The sequence below is a fragment of the Sinorhizobium sp. B11 genome (assembly GCA_039725955.1).
GTDB lineage: Bacteria > Pseudomonadota > Alphaproteobacteria > Rhizobiales > Rhizobiaceae > Rhizobium.
Genome location: CP091034.1, coordinates 4,575,599 through 4,595,926 on the forward strand (window position 1 = coordinate 4,575,599; position 20,328 = coordinate 4,595,926).

Annotated in this window: 16 protein-coding genes and 1 pseudogene; 6 read left to right on the plus strand and 11 right to left on the minus strand. The window is 57.7% G+C overall.

Annotated features, from left to right (window positions below):
- Positions 1 to 28 precede the first annotated feature (28 nt).
- The 4 genes from purH to htpX form a co-directional block, all read right to left on the minus strand.
- Positions 29 to 1,645, minus strand: a complete 1,617-nt coding sequence (purH, locus tag LVY75_32530) for a bifunctional phosphoribosylaminoimidazolecarboxamide formyltransferase/IMP cyclohydrolase (protein ID XAZ23464.1) — start codon at positions 1,643 to 1,645, stop codon at positions 29 to 31.
- A gap of 95 nt (positions 1,646 to 1,740) precedes the next feature.
- The gene (locus LVY75_32535) at positions 1,741 to 3,408 is read right to left on the minus strand and encodes a heparinase II/III family protein (GenBank protein XAZ23465.1); all 1,668 of its coding nucleotides are present in this window, start codon (positions 3,406 to 3,408) and stop codon (positions 1,741 to 1,743) included.
- Between the two features lie 102 nt (positions 3,409 to 3,510).
- Positions 3,511 to 4,902, minus strand: a complete 1,392-nt coding sequence (locus LVY75_32540; protein ID XAZ23466.1) for a methyltransferase domain-containing protein — start codon at positions 4,900 to 4,902, stop codon at positions 3,511 to 3,513.
- A complete protein-coding gene (htpX, locus tag LVY75_32545; protein XAZ23467.1) occupies positions 4,893 to 5,855 on the minus strand; it encodes a zinc metalloprotease HtpX in 963 nt (320 codons plus the stop codon). The genes LVY75_32540 and htpX overlap by 10 nt, the downstream gene beginning before the upstream one ends.
- 110 nt (positions 5,856 to 5,965) lie before the next feature.
- Here htpX and LVY75_32550 point away from each other — a divergent pair, with 110 nt between their 5' ends.
- Entirely contained in the window at positions 5,966 to 6,190 is a 225-nt protein-coding gene (locus LVY75_32550; GenBank protein XAZ23468.1) for a DUF1674 domain-containing protein, read from the plus strand.
- 48 nt (positions 6,191 to 6,238) lie between these two features.
- The gene (locus LVY75_32555) at positions 6,239 to 6,682 is read left to right on the plus strand and encodes a thermonuclease family protein (protein ID XAZ23469.1); all 444 of its coding nucleotides are present in this window, start codon (positions 6,239 to 6,241) and stop codon (positions 6,680 to 6,682) included.
- A gap of 32 nt (positions 6,683 to 6,714) precedes the next feature.
- On the opposite strand, the gene acs is transcribed toward LVY75_32555, so the two are convergent.
- On the minus strand, positions 6,715 to 8,670 hold the full coding sequence (acs, locus tag LVY75_32560; protein ID XAZ23470.1) for an acetate--CoA ligase: 1,956 nt from the start codon (positions 8,668 to 8,670) through the stop codon (positions 6,715 to 6,717).
- Between the two features lie 232 nt (positions 8,671 to 8,902).
- Here acs and LVY75_32565 point away from each other — a divergent pair, with 232 nt between their 5' ends.
- Complete coding sequence (locus LVY75_32565; protein ID XAZ23471.1) at positions 8,903 to 9,604, plus strand: DUF1013 domain-containing protein; 702 nt, start codon at positions 8,903 to 8,905, stop codon at positions 9,602 to 9,604.
- 70 nt (positions 9,605 to 9,674) lie between these two features.
- Here LVY75_32565 and LVY75_32570 read toward each other — a convergent pair whose 3' ends face one another.
- Complete coding sequence (locus LVY75_32570) at positions 9,675 to 10,610, minus strand: flagellin (protein XAZ23472.1); 936 nt, start codon at positions 10,608 to 10,610, stop codon at positions 9,675 to 9,677.
- Between the two features lie 413 nt (positions 10,611 to 11,023).
- On the minus strand, positions 11,024 to 11,683 hold the full coding sequence (locus LVY75_32575; protein ID XAZ23473.1) for a YggS family pyridoxal phosphate-dependent enzyme: 660 nt from the start codon (positions 11,681 to 11,683) through the stop codon (positions 11,024 to 11,026).
- A 195-nt stretch (positions 11,684 to 11,878) separates the two neighbouring features.
- On the opposite strand from LVY75_32575, the gene leuS reads away from it, so the two are divergent.
- Genes leuS through holA form a run of 3 tightly spaced genes read left to right on the plus strand, consistent with a single transcriptional unit; the run spans position 11,879 to position 16,076 of the window.
- On the plus strand, positions 11,879 to 14,509 hold the full coding sequence (gene leuS / locus LVY75_32580) for a leucine--tRNA ligase (GenBank protein XAZ23474.1): 2,631 nt from the start codon (positions 11,879 to 11,881) through the stop codon (positions 14,507 to 14,509).
- Positions 14,499 to 15,020 carry an LPS assembly lipoprotein LptE gene (gene lptE, locus LVY75_32585; GenBank protein XAZ23475.1) on the plus strand — a complete coding sequence of 174 codons (522 nt, stop codon included), beginning with the start codon at positions 14,499 to 14,501 and terminating at the stop codon, positions 15,018 to 15,020. The genes leuS and lptE overlap by 11 nt, the downstream gene beginning before the upstream one ends.
- A 12-nt stretch (positions 15,021 to 15,032) precedes the next feature.
- Positions 15,033 to 16,076, plus strand: a complete 1,044-nt coding sequence (gene holA / locus LVY75_32590; GenBank protein XAZ23476.1) for a DNA polymerase III subunit delta — start codon at positions 15,033 to 15,035, stop codon at positions 16,074 to 16,076.
- Here holA and LVY75_32595 read toward each other — a convergent pair.
- From LVY75_32595 to mnmG, 4 genes and pseudogenes are all read right to left on the minus strand, one after another.
- Positions 16,077 to 16,959: pseudogene (locus LVY75_32595) on the minus strand (ParB/RepB/Spo0J family partition protein). It abuts the gene before it with no gap.
- Positions 16,960 to 16,992: 33 nt separating this feature from the next.
- Positions 16,993 to 17,787 (minus strand): ParA family protein, encoded by a 795-nt coding sequence (locus LVY75_32600; protein ID XAZ23477.1) that lies wholly within the window; start codon positions 17,785 to 17,787, stop codon positions 16,993 to 16,995.
- A gap of 19 nt (positions 17,788 to 17,806) precedes the next feature.
- A complete protein-coding gene (rsmG, locus tag LVY75_32605) occupies positions 17,807 to 18,424 on the minus strand; it encodes a 16S rRNA (guanine(527)-N(7))-methyltransferase RsmG (GenBank protein ID XAZ23478.1) in 618 nt (205 codons plus the stop codon).
- A 28-nt stretch (positions 18,425 to 18,452) separates the two neighbouring features.
- The gene (gene mnmG / locus LVY75_32610) at positions 18,453 to 20,327 is read right to left on the minus strand and encodes a tRNA uridine-5-carboxymethylaminomethyl(34) synthesis enzyme MnmG (GenBank protein ID XAZ23479.1); all 1,875 of its coding nucleotides are present in this window, start codon (positions 20,325 to 20,327) and stop codon (positions 18,453 to 18,455) included.
- Between the last annotated feature and the right edge of the window lies 1 nt (position 20,328).

Here is a 20,328-nt window from a genome sequence, read left to right on the forward strand (position 1 = left end):
CAAAGCCGGGGATCTATCCGTTATCTGCTCAGTGGCGGAAGTGACGCATGCCGGTAAAGACCATCGCGACATTGTGTTCGTTTGCCGCATCGATGACTTCCTGGTCGCGCATCGAGCCGCCCGGCTGGATCACGGCGGTAGCGCCGGCAGCAATCATCGACAGCAGGCCATCTGCGAAGGGCAGGAACGCCTCCGAGGCGACTGCCGAACCATGCGTCATCGGAACGGCGAGTCCGAGCGTCTTGGCCGCTTCCTCGGCCTTCAGCGCCGCAATGCGTGCTGAATCGACACGGCTCATCTGGCCGGCACCGATACCTGCGGTCTGGCCGTCCTTGGCGTAGACGACAGCATTCGACTTCACGTGCTTGCCGACCTTGAAGGCAAACTTCATGTCCTCAAGCTCCTGAGCCGTCGGCGCACGCCTGGTAACGACCTTCAGCTCCAGATCCTCGACCATGCCGTTGTCTCGGCTCTGGACCAGCAAGCCTCCCGAAACGGTCTTGGCGGTGATGCCGGCCGCACGCGCATCCGGCAGACCGCCAGCTGAGAGCAGACGCAGGTTCGGCTTGCGGGCGACGATTGCCTTTGCTTCCTCGGTGACGTCAGGTGCAATGATGACCTCGGTGAAGAGCTGGATAATCTCTTCGGCCGTCGCTGCATCCAGTGTCTGGTTCAGTGCGATAATGCCGCCGAAGGCCGAGACGGAATCGCAGGCAAGCGCCCGCTTGTAGGCTTCGAGAAGCGTCGAACCGGTCGCGACGCCGCAGGGATTGGCGTGCTTGATGATGGCGCAGGCCGGCGACTTCTCCGGCAGGAACTCGGCAACGAGCTCATAGGCCGCATCGGTATCATTGATATTGTTATAGGAAAGCTGCTTGCCCTGCAGCAGGACGGCAGTCGAAACGCCCGGGCGCTTTTCGCCCGTCACGTAGAAGGCGGCCTTCTGGTGCGGGTTTTCACCGTAGCGCATCTCTTCCTTCAGCACGCCGCCAATGGTGCGGTGACGCGGCGTATCGATCGAAAGCGCTTCGGCAAACCAGTTGGAAATCGCGGCGTCATAGGCGGCAGTGCGGGCGTAGGCTTTGGCCGCCATGCGCTGACGGAAGGCATAGACCGTCTTGCCGGCATCGGCCGACAGTTGCTCGGTCAGCTCGGAATAGTCCGCCGGGTCGGTGATGACGGTGACATAGGCATGGTTCTTGGCAGAAGCGCGGATCATAGCCGGGCCGCCGATATCGATATTCTCCACCGTCGTCGGATAATCGCCGCCGGCCGCACGCACATCCTCGAAGGGATAGAGGTTGACGACCAGCAGGTCGATGCCGTCGATCCCATGTGCCTTCATGGCTTCCTGGTGTTCGGCATCGTCACGGATCGCGAGCAAGCCGCCATGCACCTTCGGATGCAGGGTCTTCACCCGGCCATCCATGATTTCCGGAAACTGCGTCACTTCGGAAACATCGGTGACGGCAAGTCCTTCGGCCGCGATCGCCTTGTAGGTGCCACCGGTCGAAAGCAGGCGCACGCCACGCGCCGAAAGCGCGCGGGCAAGTTCGATAATACCGGTCTTGTCGAAGACAGAAAGCAGCGCAGTCTTGATCTCGACCTTGTCGGGGGCGGGGATTTTCTTGGAAATGACGGCCATGAACCTTCTCCGTTCGGGCTTCGCGGGAGACATCCGGGCGAGGGACGTTTTGATGAGGCCGCGTTAGCACAGCTTGGAGCCGGCGCAAACAGTCGCTAGCTCTTGCGTGACAAAAACCAGCGAATTTCGGGTTTTTCCGCCAGATCGAAATCCACCTCTATCTGATCGGAGCTGCTGATGCCGGCACTGTCGGCGAAGAAAATATCCTCCGAAATCAGCACTTCATTGCCGGGAGAGGAAAACAGCCAGCTTTCGCCATCCGGGGCCGTCAGCAGCACCGATTCCGTATCATTCTGCCGCGGCACGATGGCGGGATGGATGTGGAAGCGGGCAACCGCGCGCAGCGGTCCTTCGCTGTGATACCGGTCGTCGGTCACGAAACGGTCCATACCGGTCACGATGGAGCCGGCCGCGTTCAGCGTCAGCTCTCGCTCATGAATGACACCAAAAGCATCGAGATAGCCGTCATGCCTGGCCTTGATGCCTTCGCGGCCATCCTCGGTTTCCACGCGCTCGGCAGCAACCGTTTCCACCGGCTCCGTCATCATGTGGGCCAGAAAAGCCGAGGGGGAGAACCGGCTGGAGGATGTATCGTTCAGGACCACGGTGGAATGAGCAGCGGTGGTGCGGGCCATCTGGACATAGCGCTGGCCTGCGAATTTAGGAGATCCTGAATTGACGATGAAGCGGTAGCGGCCGGAGGACATTTCGAAGGAGAGACTGCCTGCATGAGCTGTTCTGAAGCAGCCAGGCGCGGGCGGTCCGGTATCGGCAATGATCACCGTCTTGCCGGCTGCAAGTCGCTGATAGCGCGAATGCGGCAATGCCTTGAAGGGCTGACCCGCCGTCTCGTCGTAGCGCAGTACGGACATCAACTCATCCGCCAGCGTGGATGTCGCACCGTTGAAGAGTGCCAGATCGCCATCCTGATGGCGGAAGAAGCGCAGGGCCGGATACATGCGGTCAATACCGGAGATCAGCTTCTGCGGCAGGTCATGGCCGAGATTGACGTAGGTCTGCCGGAGAGGCAGCAGATCGAGCAGCAGCTCCAGCCCGATGCGTGGATTGCGGGAGATATGGCCGCCATCGGGGAGAATCTGGCTATCGAATTCGCGGTCGAGCGCCTGGGCTGCCCGCCGCACCGTCGAAGCACGCACAGGCATGGCAACAGACGCCGTTGCAAGCGCGATGCGCAGACGGAAGCGGACTTCGCCAGTCGAATAGGGCGCCATGCGGCGCAGATAGCCGATGTGGAAGGCGAGCGACTTCATGAAGCGGCGATAGAAGCCGCGATCGGCGTTCTGCAGGACGACTGGAGAATGCGCCAGCCAGGCAATGACACGCTGCGAAACGACGTCGGTCTCCCAGGCGATGCCTTCGATCCGGCCTCCATGGATCGAGAGCCAACTATCGACGATGACACGGGCGACGGCCGAGCCGCGCTCACTCTTGTTGGCGCGCATGTGCCGTAGCCAACCGAAACTGTGAAGCCTGACTGCGAACGCACGCGAGGGAAGGGTCAGCGTGAAGGGCGATTTCCCGTCGGTTTCCAGCATACGGCCGGCAAGCGGAAACCGGCCGTCCATGATCTCTTCGGCAACGTGGGAATCGATGCCCCTCAGATCCGTCGGAGCGACGATCAGGCGTTCCGGTACCGATATGGCATGGCGCGAGAAGCGCAAACGCAGAAGCGCGGCACGGCGCGTACCGCGCCGCCAAGCTTCCCGAACATATATGCTCGCAAGACGCCGACCGGACTGCATATCAATTGTCTATTGACCCTCGTGGTTAAGAATAGATGAATCAAAACCGATTTCATTAGCTACGATGTATTATTTTGTGATGAAATTAGAATATAATAGCAATCAGATGCGTCTGAGTACCGCAGCGTAGAAGCCATCAAGGCCCGACGCAAAGCCATCTGGCATATCCAGCATTGTAGGGAGCGTGCGAAACTCGCCTATCGGTGTAATAGCCTGCTCCATGCCGGGCCATTTTGCGGCGTCGATCGGCACTCGTTCCAGGTTCTTCATATCCTCAAGAACACGAGCCACAACCTCTTCGCCTTCCTGTGGATCGAGCGAGCAATTGGAAAAGACAAGAACGCCACGCGGGTTCAGCAAGGTAACTGCGTGGCGCAGAAGGCGCTCCTGCAGTGTCGCGAGCTTGGCGATATCCCCGGCGCCTTTCGTCCAGAGCACGTCGGGATGCCGGCGGGTCGTGCCTGTCGACGAGCAGGGCGCGTCGAGAAGAATTGCGTCAAAACGCTCGGATGGTTCGAATTTCGTAAGATCCACCGCGATGGTTTCGGCTTCAAGACCAAGCCGCTCGAGATTGGAGCGCAAGCGCTTCAGCCTGTTTTCGGACTGGTCGATCGCCGTCACGCGGCCACCGGCAAGGATAAGCTGGGCGGTCTTGCCGCCTGGTGCGGCACAGAGGTCGGCAACGCGCTTGCCGGTGAGGTCACCGAAGAGCTTTGCAGGAATGCTGGCAGCCGCGTCCTGAACCCACCATTCCCCCTCTTCGAATCCGTCAAGCGAGGGAATGCTGCCTTCAAACGCGGAAAGCCGCACGCCGCCAGTGGGTATCACTGCGCCGTTCAGGCGCTTCGCCCAGCCTGCGGCATCGGATTTGACAGTAAGGTCGATGGCTGCCGGTTCAAGCTGGGATTCGGAAATGGCGAGTGCCCGCTCTTTTCCATAGGCTTTGGCCATCCGCTCGATGAACCACGGAGGCATTGGCGGAATGTCGGCGATCTCGCCAAGTATGCGCACTTTCTCACGGCTAAGACGGCGCAGGATGGCGTTGACGAGCTTCGCGAAACGCCGATTGCGAGGATCCTGGTTGGCTTGCTCGACGGCGAGGTCGACAGCGGAATGATCGGGAACGTCGAGATAGAGGATCTGCGCAGCACCGACGGCAAGCACATGATGCAAAGCTCGGGCGCCTTCCGGCAGCGGCGTTTCGAGCAGCGAGGCAATGGCGGCATCGATGCGCGGCAGATGCCTGAGCGTCGTGTTGAGGATGGCGCGGACCAGCGCGCGATCGCTTTCCCCAAGCGCCTTGTAGGCCGGATTTCCATGCTCATGATCCAGCGCACCATCGAGCGGCAGCTTTTTGTCTACGACGGCCGCAAGGATCTTGGCGGCAGCCGCACGCGTCTGCAGGCCGGGTTTCACCGGCGCCGCTGCTGAGCCTTCTGCAGCAGGTTTATGTTTGCGCGTTGGCTTCTTCTTGCCGTCTGAATTCAAGACCACGGACCCTTCGGCGGTTGCGAGTCATCGCGGCCGAAACCGGTATTGGGAACCGAGCGCGATTTGCGTGTCGGATTAGCAGCGCGAACCGGCGGCGTCGAGACGTCGAAACCTCCCCGTGCCATTTCCTGCAGGGCAGCAATACGATTTTCGGTGTTCGGATGGGTCGAAAACAGATTGTCCATGCGCTCGCCGGAAAGCGGATTGATGATGAACATGTGGGCGGTAGCCGGGTTGCGCTCCGCGTCATAGTTCGGCACATGTGCCGCACCGCGGGCGATCTTGCCGAGTGCCGAGGCCAACCATAACGGATTGCCGCAGATTTCAGCACCCCGCCTGTCGGCCGAATATTCGCGGGTACGGCTGATCGCCATCTGCACCAGCATGGCGGCAAGCGGTGCCACGATCATCGCGACGAGCACACCGATGAAACCCAACGGATTGTTGTTGTTTTCACGATTGCCACCAAAGAAGAAGGCGAAATTGCCGAGCATCGAGATCGCGCCGGCAAGCGTGGCGGTGATCGTCATGGTCAGCGTATCGCGGTTCTGGACGTGGGCAAGCTCATGCGCCATCACGCCCGCAACCTCTTCTGGCGAGAGAGCGGCAAGCAGGCCGGTCGAGGCAGCGACGGCAGCATTCTCCGGATTGCGGCCGGTCGCAAAGGCATTCGGCTGAGGGCTGTCATAGAGATAGACCTTGGGCATCGGCAGGCCGGCATTGCGGGCGAGATCACGCACGATCCGGTAAAATTCCGGCGCGTTGCGCTCATCGACCTCCTGCGCCCGATAGGCCGACAGCACCATCCGGTCGGCATTCCAGTAGGAGAAGAAATTCATGCCGGCAGCGATGAGAAAGGCGATCATCATGCCGCCCCGGCCGCCGATCAAAAAGCCGACAAACATGAAAAGCGCCGTCATGAAGGCAAGCAACATGGCAGTACGCATGAGGTTCATCAGAGGTCTCCATCTCCAGATTGCGGCGTAATGCTTTAAATCCCGGCGCCGACGCACTATGATTTGGTTATTCGCCAGCCATTTTCAATATTCTCAGGCGGGAGTGCAGCATGCAGACGGCCGATAACGACAATGTGGAAATTCCGGTGCCTGAAGGTTCGGAGCCGCCGCGCAAGATGCTTTCTCCAGCTGCCAAGCGGGCGCTGGCCGAAGCTGAGGAACGCCGGAAGAACACCAGGTCTGCCGAACTGCCGCCGGAGATCGGCGGACGCGGCGGAGCTGAGCCCTCCCGCTTTGGCGATTATGAAATTAATGGCCGCGCGATCGATTTCTAGGTAAATATTCCCATTGACTTTCCAGCATGATCGGAATTTATTCCTGTTATGCTCAAGCTGTTTTCAATTGTCCTGCTAGTTCTTTCGTCTGTGCCGGCTTTTGCCGCACGCGACGAGATTGAAGGTCCCGTATCGGCGAAGATTATCCGGATCATTGACGGCGATACGCTGCTGGTTGCGGCGACACCCTGGCCGCAGCAAACCATGGAAGTCTATGTCCGCATTCGCGGTATAGACGCACCCGAAATCCATTCGAAATGCGCTGAAGTCCGGAAAGCCGCTCTCGAGGCACGAGTAGCACTTGAACAAATGATATCAGGCGCCGCCACTATTCAGCTGAGGGAGATAGCCGGTGACAAATATTTCGGACGAATTCTCGCCAACGTCACCTTCGCGGACGGGCGCAATCCTGCACAGGATCTTCTTTCGGAAGGAAAGGTCCGCGCCTATGACGGCGGCCGCAAGCCACAGGTTGTTTGTGCGGATGAATAGGGCCGCTCCCGATAGCGGAGCGGCCCTTAGTCTCAAGCCGTAGCCTTGTTTTGCCGGTTGGCGATCAGATCGTCAACGACAGCCGGATCTGCGAGCGTCGAAGTATCACCGAGCGAACCGAAATCGTCTTCGGCAATCTTGCGCAGGATACGGCGCATGATCTTGCCCGAACGCGTCTTCGGAAGGCCGGGCGCGAACTGGATTTTGTCGGGTGCGGCAATCGGGCCGATTTCGGCGCGCACATGTTTGACAAGCTGCTGGCGCAGTTCGTCTGTGCCCTCATTGCCCGCCATCAGCGTGACGTAGCAGTAAATGCCCTGGCCCTTGATCGGATGCGGATAACCTACGACGGCAGCTTCCGAAACAAGATTGTGCGAGACGAGAGCAGATTCGACTTCCGCAGTGCCGAGACGATGACCGGAAACGTTCAGAACGTCATCGACGCGGCCGGTGATCCAGTAATAACCGTCCTCATCGCGGCGGCAGCCGTCACCTGTAAAATACTTGCCCTTGTAGGCAGAGAAGTAGGTCTGGATAAAGCGCTCATGGTCGCCATAGACCGAACGCATCTGGCCCGGCCAGCTGTCGGTGATGCAGAGATTGCCGTCGGCGGCACCTTCCAGCACCTTGCCCTCATTGTCGACGAGCTGCGGCTTGACGCCGAAGAACGGCTTCGTGGCCGAACCAGGCTTGAGGTCGGTCGCACCCGGCAGCGGCGTGATCATGTGACCGCCGGTTTCCGTCTGCCACCAGGTATCGATCACCGGGCAGCGCTTGTCGCCGACGACATTGTAATACCATTCCCAGGCTTCCGGATTGATCGGCTCACCGACCGTGCCGAGCAGGCGCAGGCTCTCGCGCGAAGAGCGAGTCACGAAATCGTCGCCGGCGCCCATGAGCGAGCGAATCGCTGTCGGCGCCGTGTAGAAGATATTGACCTTGTGCTTGTCGATGATTTCCCAAAAACGGCCCTGGTCCGGGAAATTCGGCACGCCTTCGAACATCAGTGTCGTAGCACAGTTCGCGAGCGGCCCGTAGACGATATAGGAATGACCGGTAACCCAGCCGACATCGGCCGTGCACCAGTAGACGTCGCCGGGGTGGTAATCGAAGACATATTCATGCGTCATCGCCGCATAGACCAGGTACCCCCCTGTCGTGTGCAGGACACCCTTCGGTTTGCCTGTGGAACCCGAAGTGTAGAGGATAAAAAGTGGATCTTCCGCCTTCATCTTCACCGGCGGGCACTCAGCCTTCACCGTGGCGATTTCCTGATGGTACCAGAGGTCGCGCCCCGGCGCCCAGCCTGTCTTGCCGCCGGTACGGCGCACGACGAGCACCTTGTTGACCGCCACATACTGACGGGCAGCGATGTGGATGGCCGTATCCGTATTGTCTTTCAGCGGAACCGGCTTGCCGCCGCGAATGCCCTCGTCGCAGGTGATGACGAAGGTGGATTCGCAGTCGACGATACGGCCGGCCAGCGCTTCCGGTGAAAAGCCGCCGAAGACGACGGAATGCACCGCGCCGATGCGGGCGCAGGCGAGCATCGCATACGCCGCTTCCGGGATCATCGGCATATAGATGGTGACGCGGTCACCCTTCTTGACGCCATGCTTCTTCAGCACGTTCGCCATGCGGCAGACATGCTCGTAGAGCTCGTTATAGGTGATTTTTTTATCGATATAGGGGTTGTCGCCTTCGAAGATGATGGCCGTTTGGTTGCCGTTCGTCTTCAGGTGACGATCGATGCAATTATAGGAAACATTGGTCTGGCCATCCTCGAACCACTTGATCGACACTTTGCCGGTAAAGGACGTGTTCTTGACCTTGGTATAGGGCTTGAACCAGTCGATGCGCTTGCCGTGCTTGCCCCAGAACTTGTCCGGGTTTTCAACGCTTTCCTCGTACCATTGCTCGTACTTGGCCTGATCGATCAGCGCACGGGTCTTCACCGGTTTGGAAACCGGATAGATCTTCTCCGACATGGGAACTCCTCCTCACAAGGCTATGCAACGGCCAACGCTTCGACGCATCGACCGGGACTCGAATTGCGCAATTCATATCAGGTAGTCTGATGACGGCAATTAGACAAAGGTCATTTCATTTCTGAAGAATTGCAATTCTGCGACAGTGCGGTTATATACCGCCATATTTCCCGGACATTGTGGTGACAATCCACGGACCGCGACCGGCGCGGACGATAGAAGGACTATATCCATGGCTCAACAGCTGCTCATGCCGAAGGCGACTGCCATCTGGCTCGTCGACAATACAGCCCTGTCTTTCGACCAGATCGCTCAGTTTTGCAAACTGCATCCGCTCGAAGTCAAGGCGATTGCCGATGGCGAAGCCGCGCAGGGCATCAAGGGCCTGGACCCGATCGCCACCGGCCAGCTTTCCCGCGATGAAATTGCCCGCGCCGAAGGCAACCCGAACTACAAGCTGAAGCTTTCCGAGCCGAAGGTCCGCGTGCCGGAATCCAAGCGCCGCGGTCCGCGCTATACACCGGTTTCCAAGCGCCAGGACCGCCCGAACGCCATTCTCTGGCTGGTTCGCAACCATCCTGAACTGAAGGATGCGCAGATTTCGCGTCTCGTCGGCACCACGAAATCGACGATCGAGCAGATCCGCGAGCGCACTCACTGGAATTCGGCAAACCTGGCACCGATGGACCCGGTTACGCTCGGCCTTTGCAGCCAGATCGATCTCGATATGGAAGTGGAAAAGGCTTCCAAGGGCCGTCCGCTGCCGACCGCGGCAGAACTCGGTGCAACGCTGCAGTCTGCTCAGGAAACCGAGCGCCTGACGCCGAGCTACGAGCGCGAGGAAGAAAAGGAAATCGACGCCGATGCCGTCTTCCGCAAGCTGAGCTCGCTGCGCTCGACACCGAAGGACGAGGATGAAGACGATCAGTTCTGAGATCGCCATCTCCTGAAATGAATAAACCCCGCCGATGGCGGGGTTTTTTGTTCCGTTCTTCTGCCAGGCGTTAACTGCGGAAGAGCGAGAGAATGTTCTGTGCCGAAGAATTTGCGATCGACAGCGACTGGATTGCAAGCTGCTGCTGCGTTTGCAGCGCCGAGAGCTTGGAGGACTCTTCTTCCATGTCAGCGTCCACGAGGCGGCCGACACCCGAGTCGATCGAGTCGGTCAGGGCGCTGACGAAGGTTTCCTGCAACTGAATTCGGGTCGAAATCGAGCCAAGCTGCGAACCTGCATTGGTCATGGCCTGGAGCACGAGCTCGACGCCGGAAAGCGCCCCGTCGAGCTGGCCTTGCGTGAAGTTGGTGATATCGAGCGCGTAAATCGATGGCATGACGATAACGGTGTTGCCATAGGTCCCGTTGAATGCGGTGCCGATGATGCCGCTCGTCGTCTGGATCGTGCCGTTGCTGTTCATGCCGAACAGGACATTACCCAGCGTACCCGCATCGAGAATGTAATCCGTCATCTTGACTGAAACGGCATTGGAACCGTCACGGACGAAGGAGGAGACGACGCTCTTCGTGCCCGAAGCGCCGGCAACCCAGTTTTCACCGGAGAAGGAGGCCGACTGGGCGATGCTCACCAGCTGCTCCTGCAGCTGGTCGAGTTCTTCCTGAATCTTGGTTTTGTCGACGCCCTTTTCCGTGGCAGCGACAATCTTCGCCTTGATTTCCGTGACGACGTCGATGGCGTTGTCCATGGCCGTATAGGCAGTGTCGACCTTTGCAGCACCGAGGCCGAGGGCGTCGGAAACCGCGCCGAGAGCCTTGTTGTCCGAACGCATTGTCGTCGCGATCGACCAGTAGGCAGCATTGTCGGCAGCTTTGTCGATACGATAGCCCGAGGAGACGCGGCCCTGGGTGTCCTTCAGGCTGTCATTTACGCCGCGCAGGGTCTGCAGCGCTGCCATGGCAGCGTTGTTGGTGAGGATGCTTGTCATGTTCCGTTTTCCGCAATCAAAGTGAAAGGGGTCATCCGGACGAGTCCGGTAACGGCGACGCTTCATGCAAAACCCGAGAGCCAGGTCATTGCCGTTAACGAATGGTTGCGCCCAACATAGTTAATAATTCCTCAATTAGCGTTGCGGAAAATTTAATTTAAGCTCTTGTTAGGGCCTTTAAATGCTCCCGACCGGGTTTTGAATAAGGCTCGAAAGCGACAAATATTATCTAGCAATTTAAATAGGTTAGAGAATTACAGCGAGTCTCCACAGTCAAACGTTAACGGGAAAAATCGCCCGTTTAAAACTTTTTTCGGATTAATAAATATTATCGCTTTCCAAACAACGGCCACAAGATCCCTGTCCGAATCATGAGGAATCCTCTGATTCGAAGAAACAGTTTCCGCTATTTGTTAACGCGCGCCGAAAATTGCCGAGCCGACCCGTACGCTGGTCGCACCGAAGGCAATGGCAGTCTCGTAGTCACCAGACATGCCCATGGAGAGTTTCTTGACACCGCACTTTTCTGCGAGCTTGGCGAGCAGGGCGAAATGCGGGCCGGGATTTTCATCCGCCGGCGGAATGCACATCAATCCTTCAATGCCAAGGCCGAGTTCACCGCGGCAGAAGTCGACGAAAGCTGGCGTATCGTCAGGCGCGATGCCGGCCTTCTGCGGTTCCAGGCCTGTATTCACCTGCACATAGAGACCCAATGCCTTGCCCTGCCGCTTCATTTCCTCGGCAATGGCGCGTGCGATTTTCTCGCGGTCCACGGTTTCGATCACGTCGAAGAGCGCAACTGCTTCTGCAGCCTTGTTGGATTGCAGCGGACCAATGAGATGCAGCTCAATGTCTGGCGTTTCCGCCTTCAACCCCGGCCATTTTCCCTGGCTTTCCTGAATGCGGTTTTCTCCAAAGATGCGCTGGCCAGCTTCGATTGCCAGCCGAATGGTATCGGCCTCAAAGGTCTTCGAGACGGCCACCAACTGCACCGCGCGTTCCTGACGGCCTGCATCCCGCCCAGCCGCATCGATCCTGGACCGTACTTCGTTCAACCGCTCTTGAAGTTCCATCGCTCTGCCCCAACATCCGGCTTATCCACCGGCAATCCACTACTGGGCTGCCGTGGCATTGCCAAGGCTGATATCTCTGAAATCGCCCCAATACCAAGATCGAACGCATGAAGCGCCCGCAAAACTTGACGCTTGGTTGGTTTCATGGTGAAGGTCTCGGCCAACCTCCCCTGATTTTCCGGAAATTCTGATACTATGGCTACCGAACGTTACAATCCGCGCGATGCTGAGCCCCGCTGGCAGCAGAAATGGAACGAGGAGAAGGTCTTCGAGACTGACAACTCCGATCCGCGCGAGAAATATTACGTCCTAGAGATGTTCCCCTATCCGTCGGGCCGTATCCATATGGGCCATGTCCGCAACTATGCCATGGGCGACGTCGTGGCGCGCTATAAGCGCGCCCGCGGCTATAACGTCCTTCATCCGATGGGCTGGGATGCCTTCGGCATGCCGGCCGAAAATGCCGCGATGGAACGTGGCGTGCATCCTGCGTCCTGGACCTATCAGAACATCGGCTCGATGAAGGCACAGCTGAAGGCGATGGGCCTTTCGCTGGATTGGTCGCGCGAATTCGCGACATGCGACGTCGAATACTACCAGCAACAGCAGCATCTTTTCCTGGACTTCCTGGAAAAGGGTCTCGTCTACCGCAAGCAGTCCAAGGTGAACTGGGATCCGGTTGACAATACGGTTCTCGCTAACGAACAGGTCATCGACGGTCGTGGCTGGCGTTCCGGCGCGCTGGTGGAACAGCGCGAGCTGACGCAATGGTTCTTCAAGATCACCGATTTCAGCCAGGACCTGCTGGACGCGCTCGATACGCTCGACCAGTGGCCGGAAAAAGTACGGCTGATGCAGAAGAACTGGATCGGCCGTTCTGAAGGTCTCACGATCCGCTGGGAGATCGTCCCGGAAACCACACCTGCCGGCGAAACCGAGGTTGTGGTCTACACGACGCGCCCGGATACCCTGTTTGGCGCCTCCTTTCTGGCAATCGCCGCCGATCATCCGCTCGCCAGGGAAGCGGCAGGAAGAAATGCGGACATCGAGGCCTTCTGCGAGGAATGCCGCCGAGCCGGCACCTCTCTTGCTGCCCTCGAAACGGCAGAGAAGAAGGGCATGGATACCGGCATCCGAGTGAGGCATCCGCTGGATCCTTCCTGGGAATTGCCGGTCTATGTCGCCAACTTCGTTCTGATGGATTACGGCACAGGCGCCATCTTCGGCTGCCCCTCCGGCGACCAGCGAGACCTGGATTTTGCACGCAAGTACGGCCTGTCGGTCGTACCCGTCGTGATGCCGAAGGACGGCGATGCGGCAAGCTTCACGGTCGGTGATGTCGCCTATGACGGCGAGGGCGTGATGATCAACTCACGCTTCCTCGATGGCAAGACGACGGACGAAGCCTTCCAGGTCGTTGCCGACAAGCTGTCCTCAACCCTGTTCGGCAATGAGCCGCAGGGCGAACGCAAGGTCAATTTCCGTCTGCGCGACTGGGGCATTTCCCGTCAGCGTTACTGGGGCTGCCCGATTCCGGTCATTCATTGCGATGATTGCGGCGTCGTGCCGGTTCCAAAAAAGGACCTGCCGGTAGAGCTGCCGCAGGATGTGACTTTCGATCAGCCCGGCAATCCGCTGGACCGTCACCCGACCTGGCGTCACATCGCCTGCCCGCAATGCGGCAAGGATGCGCGCCGCGAGACGGATACGATGGACACCTTCGTCGATTCGAGCTGGTATTTCACCCGCTTCACGGCACCCTGGGAGAAGCAGCCGACAGATCCGACTGCGGCAAACCGCTGGCTACCTGTCGACCAGTATATCGGCGGTATCGAGCACGCGATCCTGCATCTGCTCTATTCGCGTTTCTTTACCAGGGCGATGCGCGAGACCGGCCATGTGGATGTCAAGGAGCCCTTCAAGGGCCTGTTCACCCAGGGCATGGTCGTTCATGAAACCTACAGCCGCGGCGCCGGCATGCATCGCGAATGGATTTCGCCCGCCGATATCCGCATCGAGGAAATCGACGGCAGGCGTAGCGCCTATCTGCTTGATGGAGGCGAGGAAATCGCGATCGGCTCGATCGAAAAGATGTCGAAGTCGAAGAAGAACGTTGTGGACCCGGATGATATCATCGCCTCATACGGCGCCGATACCGCACGTTTCTTCGTACTGTCGGACTCTCCGCCCGATCGTGACGTCATCTGGTCCGAAGCCGGTGTTGAAGGTGCTCATCGCTTCACGCAGCGCCTCTGGCGCCTGATTTCCGAAGCCGCTGAAGCACTTTCCGTTGTCGACTCCAAGCCGGCAAAGGAAGGCGAAGCACTGGCGATCTCGCAGCTCGCCCACAAGACGCTGAAGGCCGTCCAGAACGACTATGACAGGCTCTGGTTCAATAAGGCAGTTGCCCGCATCTACGAACTCGTCAACGCGCTGGCAGGCCCGCTGACGAAGGTGGCAGCCGGCGAGGGCGATGCAGCCTATCGGGCTGCCATCCGAAACGCGGCCGAGATCCTGATCCAGCTCGTCGCGCCCATGACGCCGCATCTGGCCGAGGAATGCTGGATGACCCTTGGCAACAAGGAACTCATCGCCCACGCGGCCTGGCCGGACTATGACGCATCTCTGGTCGTTGAAAACGACGTGATCCTTCCCGTGCAGATCAACGGTAAGAAGCGCGCCGAATTGACAATTTCTCGCGACGCAGATCAGAATGCCGTCACCGAAGCCGTGCTGGAATTGGACGCGGTGAAGAATGTCTTGAACGGTCAGGCACCGAAAAAAATCATCGTGGTTCCACAGAGGATTGTAAACATTGTCGTCTGATTTCGCCCGCAAGCTTGCGCGTCGCGCCGGCATCGTCACGATCCTTGTCTCCACGGCGTTTCTTTCCGCCTGCCAGGTTCGGCCGCTCTATTCCGAAAGTACCGGCGTTACCGAGAAGCTCGGCTCCGTCGGCTTTTCCGAAGCGGGCACGCGTGTCGGACAGGTAGTTCGCAATCGTCTGATCTTCCTGGCTTCCCGGGGCGCCGGCGAAGTCGAGAAGCCGGAATACATGGTTGAATTGCAGATTTCGTCCTACGTTGCAGATACCTTGCTCGTTCAGTCATCGGACACGTCTCGCGCGGGCCGCGTGAATGTTTCGGTCAGCTTCATTTTGCGCACTACCAAAGACAATCAGGTTATCAAGGCGGGCAGACGCGACGCGACGTCCCTGGTGGACTTTCCGCGTCAGGAATTCGCCAAGCAGCGCGCGATCCTCGATGCCGAAAATCGCGCCGCCAACCAGGCCGCTGAATTCGTGGGAGCAGACCTCGCCGCCGCGCTCAGTCGCTAGGGGAGTCATGGCGTGGCGGAAATCAAATCCCATGAATTCGACGGATTCCTGCAGAAATCTGCACGCCTGTACCGCATCTATCTGATCTATGGCCCCGACCGCGGACTTGTTTCCGAGCGCGCCGGTATGATCGCCGGAAAGACTGGCATCGATCAGAATGATCCGTTCTCCGTCACCAAGCTCGACGTCGGCGATCTGCAGAAAGAGCCCGGTCGCCTGGTCGATGAAGCCCAGTCTATCGGTCTTTTCGGCGGCGAAAAGCTGATATGGGTGAGGGGAGCCGCAAACGAGAAATATCTCGTCGATGCTGTCGCATTTCTGTCCGGAGCTTCCCTTGACGCAGCCAGCATCATCGTCGAAGCGGGTGACCTGAAGAAGGGATCGGCGTTACGCAAGACAGTCGAAGCCGCTCGCACAGCTATGGCAATCCCTTGTTATGCCGACGACGGCCGCGCTCTAAACGCCTTGATCGACAATGAACTTTCTGCCGAGGGGCTGGGCATAACGCCTGCTGCGAGGCAAGCTCTCGTGGCGCTGATCGGCGGCGACAGAATTGCTTCCAGAAACGAAATTCGGAAGCTGGCGCTTTATTGCAGGGGCATGGAAACGGTTGACGATCATCACGTTACCGAAATAATTGGGGACGCCAGCGCGATTTCGGTCGACGACGCAGTTGACGCGATATTAAGCGGTAACAGCACCAATTTCCTGCATGCGATGCAGAAGATTACCAGTTCCAAGACCTCGGTCTTCCTGGTTCTCCAGGCTTGCCTGCGGCAGTTTCAGCTTCTCGACACAATGCGGGCCGAAATGGATGAAAAGAGAGTGCCGCCCGCACAGATCATGCAGACGCAGGGCAGGCATCTTCATTTCCGACGTAAGCCGATCATCGAACAGGCACTAAAAAGCTGGAGCGCAGACGCCATCACCCGTGAAACGAAGCGCCTGCAGACCGCCATCCTGCAAACGAGGCAGCGTCAAATATTGGAAGACAGCATCGCTATCCAGACATTGCTCTCCACGACACTGCAGTCGGCACGGCGACCACAAGCCTGATCAGCGGCGTTCCAGAAGCCGGCAGACTTCCTCGAGTTGCTCCAGAGACTTATAGGAAATTCGTATCTGACCACCACCGGCCTTGTGGTTGATGGATACGTCGAGACCAAGCGTATCCGACAGCGTGCGCTCCAGAGCCAGCGTATCGGAATCCTTCTGGTTCTTCTGAACAGCCACCTGCGGCTCTGACTGAGCCTTGATGTCGTTCTGCGCAAGCTTTTCCGCATCGCGGACTGACATGCCCTTGGAAACGATTGTACGTGCAAGCGCGGCGGGATCTGATGTCGACACCAGCGCACGCGCATGTCCCGCAGAAAGGCTGCCGGCAGCCAGCATGTCACGAACAGGATCAGGCAGTTTCAACAGGCGCAACGAATTGGCGACATGGCTGCGGCTCTTGCCGATGATCTCACCGAGATCGTTTTGGGTATATCCGTACTCGGCAATGAGCTGCTCATAGCCTAGCGCCTCTTCGAGAGCATTGAGATCGGATCGCTGAACGTTCTCAACGATCGCAATTTCCAGCGCCGTTTTATCATCCACATCCCGGATGATAACGGGGATTTCAATCAAGCCTGCCAATTGGGCAGCACGCCAGCGTCTTTCGCCGGCTATAATTTCATAACGATCCCGCGCGAGCGTCCTGACGACGATTGGCTGCACAATACCATGCTGACGGATCGAGCTCGCAAGATCGTGAAGTTCAGCGTCATCGAAAAAAACGGCGAGGATTGCGAGCATTGCGCGTGACGAACTCGATCGGAATCATCCGGTCTGCGCTGACCGAAGGTCTTTCCGTTTCCGCCGGAACAGGCTGATCCATTTCACCTATAAGGGCTGCGAGACCGCGGCCGAGCCGTCTTTTCGATGTATCATCATTCATGTTCAAAACTCGCTTACTCTGTCATGCACGCGTTCAGGCTGCCAGCCTCTGCCGCTCCCGCTGAATAACTTCAGATGCGAGCTGCAGATAGGCCTGGCTGCCGGCACACTTGAGATCGTAGAGAATCGCAGGCTTGCCGTAAGAGGGCGCTTCCGAAACGCGAACGTTCCGCGGGATAAGCGTGTGATAGACCTTCTCACCGAGATGGGTCCGCACGTCGTTTACGACTTGTTGCGCCAGATTGTTACGAGCATCAAACATCGTCAGCACGATGCCTTGAATGTCGAGTTGTGGATTGACCGTCCCGCGGACCTGGTTGACGGTCTCCAGAAGCTGGCTCAGACCTTCAAGTGCAAAGAATTCACACTGTAGAGGCACCAGCACCGAATGAGCAGCCGCCATGGCATTCATCGTCAGCAGGTTGAAGGAAGGCGGGCAGTCGAGAAGGATATAAGAAAAGGACTTCGCCTCGGTTGAAGACAATGCCTTCTTGAGTTTGAAGACACGGTCGCTCTGCTGGGAGATTTCCATCTCGACGCCGAGAAGATCCATGGTCGAGGGGACAATAAAGAGATTGGGAACCGCTGTTTCCAAGGCGGTTTCGACGACGCCAGCCTCGCCGACCATCAGATCATAGGAAGAAAGCTTCCGATTGCGCCGATCAATACCCAAACCAGTGCTTGCATTACCCTGTGGATCCAGATCGATAATCAGTACTCGTTCGCCGATAGCGGCAAGAGCCGTTGCCAAATTGATTGCCGTGGTAGTCTTGCCGACACCACCTTTTTGATTTGCGATGGTGATAATCCGATTACGTTCGCCAGCCATTGCCGCAATATCCGCGTTGTTAAACCAGGCGCCGGAGATTTGATACTTCGAGAATAACAGAATCTTGCTCGACAGCGCTATTGTGTTCTAGCAGATCAAAAGCCCAGCGACCACGTGCTTTCTGGATCTCTCTCTGGTAATCCCGGCCTTTGTGAAAATATGCGTGATTATTTTCCGTTCCAACCATCCAGGGCGCCGCATATTCAATCAGCTTATCGAGATCGGCCAATGCACGGGCGGAAATAGCGTCGCAGGCAGCTATTGCTGCTGGCGCATCCTCTATCCTGGTCGCATGTACCTCACCGCGAGCGCCGGTTTCTCGCAACGCTGTTCGCAGGAATGCTGCCTTCTTATTGTTACTCTCGACCAAATGAACCCAGCCCTGCTGGTGTTCCGAAAGAAAGATCGCAGTAATCACACCAGGAAAACCGCCGCCGCTTCCGAGATCGATCCACGTTTGAGGCTGAGGAGAGATCTGAAATATCTGTGCGCTATCCGCAATATGCCGGCTCCACATATCGCTCATTGTGGAAGGCGCTACAAGATTGATCGCCTTTGCCCATTTCGTAAAGAGATCCGCAAAATGCTGCAGACGTTCTTGTGTTTCACGTGAAACACGTAATCCGTTTAATTCCATTCCCGAAGACTCTCAAACCTTGCAGCAATTAGGCGACTTGTGTCCGAACACTTTCGTCGCGGCGCAGATATACCAACAGAAGCGAGATCGCTGCGGGTGTCATGCCTTCCACCTTCAGAGCCTGCGCTATATTCGCGGGCTTCTGGATGTTCAGCTTGTTCTTCAACTCGTTCGAAAGTCCAGACAGGCTACTGTAGTCAAAGTCCATAGGAATCGCTCGCGCCTCATCGCGCCGCTGCGCCTCTATGGCAGCGGCCTGACGATCCATATAAACCGAATAACCCGCCTCAATCTTCAAGGCCTCCGAAACCTTCCGTGAGAAAGCGTGCAAATCCCACCAGACATGTCCCAAATCCGAGAACGTATACTCGGGATAGGACAGGAGTTCATAGGCGGTTCTGCGCTGGCCATCCAAGTTAATGTTAAGCCCAAACTTTCGGGCCTCATTCGGCGTAACTGACAGAGACTGAAGCAATGCCCTCCCATTCTCCAGTTCGTTCTGGAATGCCGCAAAACGAACACGGCGTTCGGAGGAAACACAACCCAGTTCGATCGCTGCGGGCGTAAGCCGCGCATCGGCATTGTCCGCACGAAGCGTCAATCGATATTCAGCCCGAGACGTGAACATTCGGTACGGTTCCGTAACACCTCTCGACGTCAGGTCGTCTATCATAACGCCGATATACGAGTTTGTACGGCTGAATATGAACGGCTTCGAGTTCCCGCTCGACAATGCCGCGTTAAGGCCCGCGGCAAGGCCTTGGGCGGCTGCTTCTTCATAACCTGTCGTTCCATTGATCTGCCCCGCCAGGAAGAGTCCGGGAAGCTTCTTGACTTCCAACGTGGCCGTCAACTCACGTGGATCGACATGATCATATTCAATCGCGTAGCCCGGGTGCAATATCTCCACGCGCTCCAAGCCTGGGATAGTGCCAATAAACGCGGCCTGCACATCTGCCGGTAGAGATGTTGAAATTCCATTCGGATAAACGGTGTCGTCATCGAGCCCCTCTGGCTCAAGAAAGATCTGGTGCCCGTCTCTCTCGCCAAATTTGACGAGCTTGTCCTCGATCGATGGACAGTAGCGCGGACCGACACCTTCGATCTGGCCAGAATACATCGCCGATTTCTGCAGATTGTCGACGATGATCCGATGCGTCGCTTCCGTGGTCCTCGTTACACCGCATTCGACCTGTGGATTTGTAATATGGTCCGTCATGAAGGAGAACGGAATCAATTCATCATCCGCAGCCTGTCGCCCGACTGATTCCCAATCAATCGTCTTTCCGTTCAGTCGAGCTGGAGTCCCGGTTTTAAGGCGTCCCAGTTTCAAACCCAATCGGAGAAAGGTCATCGAAAGTCCCATCGAAGGCGGCTCTCCCGTCCGGCCTGCTGGTGTCTTTACGCTTCCTATATGGATGAGCCCCCGAAGGAACGTGCCGGTCGTTATGACAACAGATGGGCTTGCGATGAGCCTCCCGTCCTTCATCATTACGCCAGCGACTCGATTGTCCCTAATGTCTAGATCAAAAGCATCGCCCTCGATCACGTCGAGGTTCTCGATGGCTTCAATGGCATCCAGCATAGCAAGGCGATAGAGTTTACGATCGGCCTGTGTCCGTGGACCGCGAACAGCGGCACCCTTCTTCTTGTTTAACATCCGGAACTGAATGCCAGCTGCATCGGCAACACGGCCCATAAGACCGTCCATCGCATCTATCTCGCGAACGAGATGGCCTTTACCAAGGCCGCCGATGGCTGGATTGCAGGACATTATTCCGATCGTATCGCGTCGATGCGTGACCAAAGCAGTCTTCGCACCCATCCTAGCAGCCGCGGCAGCTGCTTCGGATCCGGCGTGACCGCCTCCGATTACGATAACGTCATAACTGCAGGCGCTCATG

Coding starts and splice junctions, on each gene's coding strand:
- purH (XAZ23464.1), bottom strand. CDS start 1,645: ATGGCCGTCATTTCCAAGAAAATCCCCGCCCCCGACAAGGTCGAGATC.
- LVY75_32535 (XAZ23465.1), bottom strand. CDS start 3,408: ATGCAGTCCGGTCGGCGTCTTGCGAGCATATATGTTCGGGAAGCTTGG.
- htpX (XAZ23467.1), bottom strand. CDS start 5,855: ATGAACCTCATGCGTACTGCCATGTTGCTTGCCTTCATGACGGCGCTT.
- LVY75_32550 (XAZ23468.1), top strand. CDS start 5,966: ATGCAGACGGCCGATAACGACAATGTGGAAATTCCGGTGCCTGAAGGT.
- LVY75_32555 (XAZ23469.1), top strand. CDS start 6,239: ATGCTCAAGCTGTTTTCAATTGTCCTGCTAGTTCTTTCGTCTGTGCCG.
- acs (XAZ23470.1), bottom strand. CDS start 8,670: ATGTCGGAGAAGATCTATCCGGTTTCCAAACCGGTGAAGACCCGTGCG.
- LVY75_32565 (XAZ23471.1), top strand. CDS start 8,903: ATGGCTCAACAGCTGCTCATGCCGAAGGCGACTGCCATCTGGCTCGTC.
- LVY75_32570 (XAZ23472.1), bottom strand. CDS start 10,610: ATGACAAGCATCCTCACCAACAACGCTGCCATGGCAGCGCTGCAGACC.
- LVY75_32575 (XAZ23473.1), bottom strand. CDS start 11,683: ATGGAACTTCAAGAGCGGTTGAACGAAGTACGGTCCAGGATCGATGCG.
- leuS (XAZ23474.1), top strand. CDS start 11,879: ATGGCTACCGAACGTTACAATCCGCGCGATGCTGAGCCCCGCTGGCAG.
- LVY75_32600 (XAZ23477.1), bottom strand. CDS start 17,787: ATGGCTGGCGAACGTAATCGGATTATCACCATCGCAAATCAAAAAGGT.
- rsmG (XAZ23478.1), bottom strand. CDS start 18,424: ATGGAATTAAACGGATTACGTGTTTCACGTGAAACACAAGAACGTCTG.
- mnmG (XAZ23479.1), bottom strand. CDS start 20,327: ATGAGCGCCTGCAGTTATGACGTTATCGTAATCGGAGGCGGTCACGCC.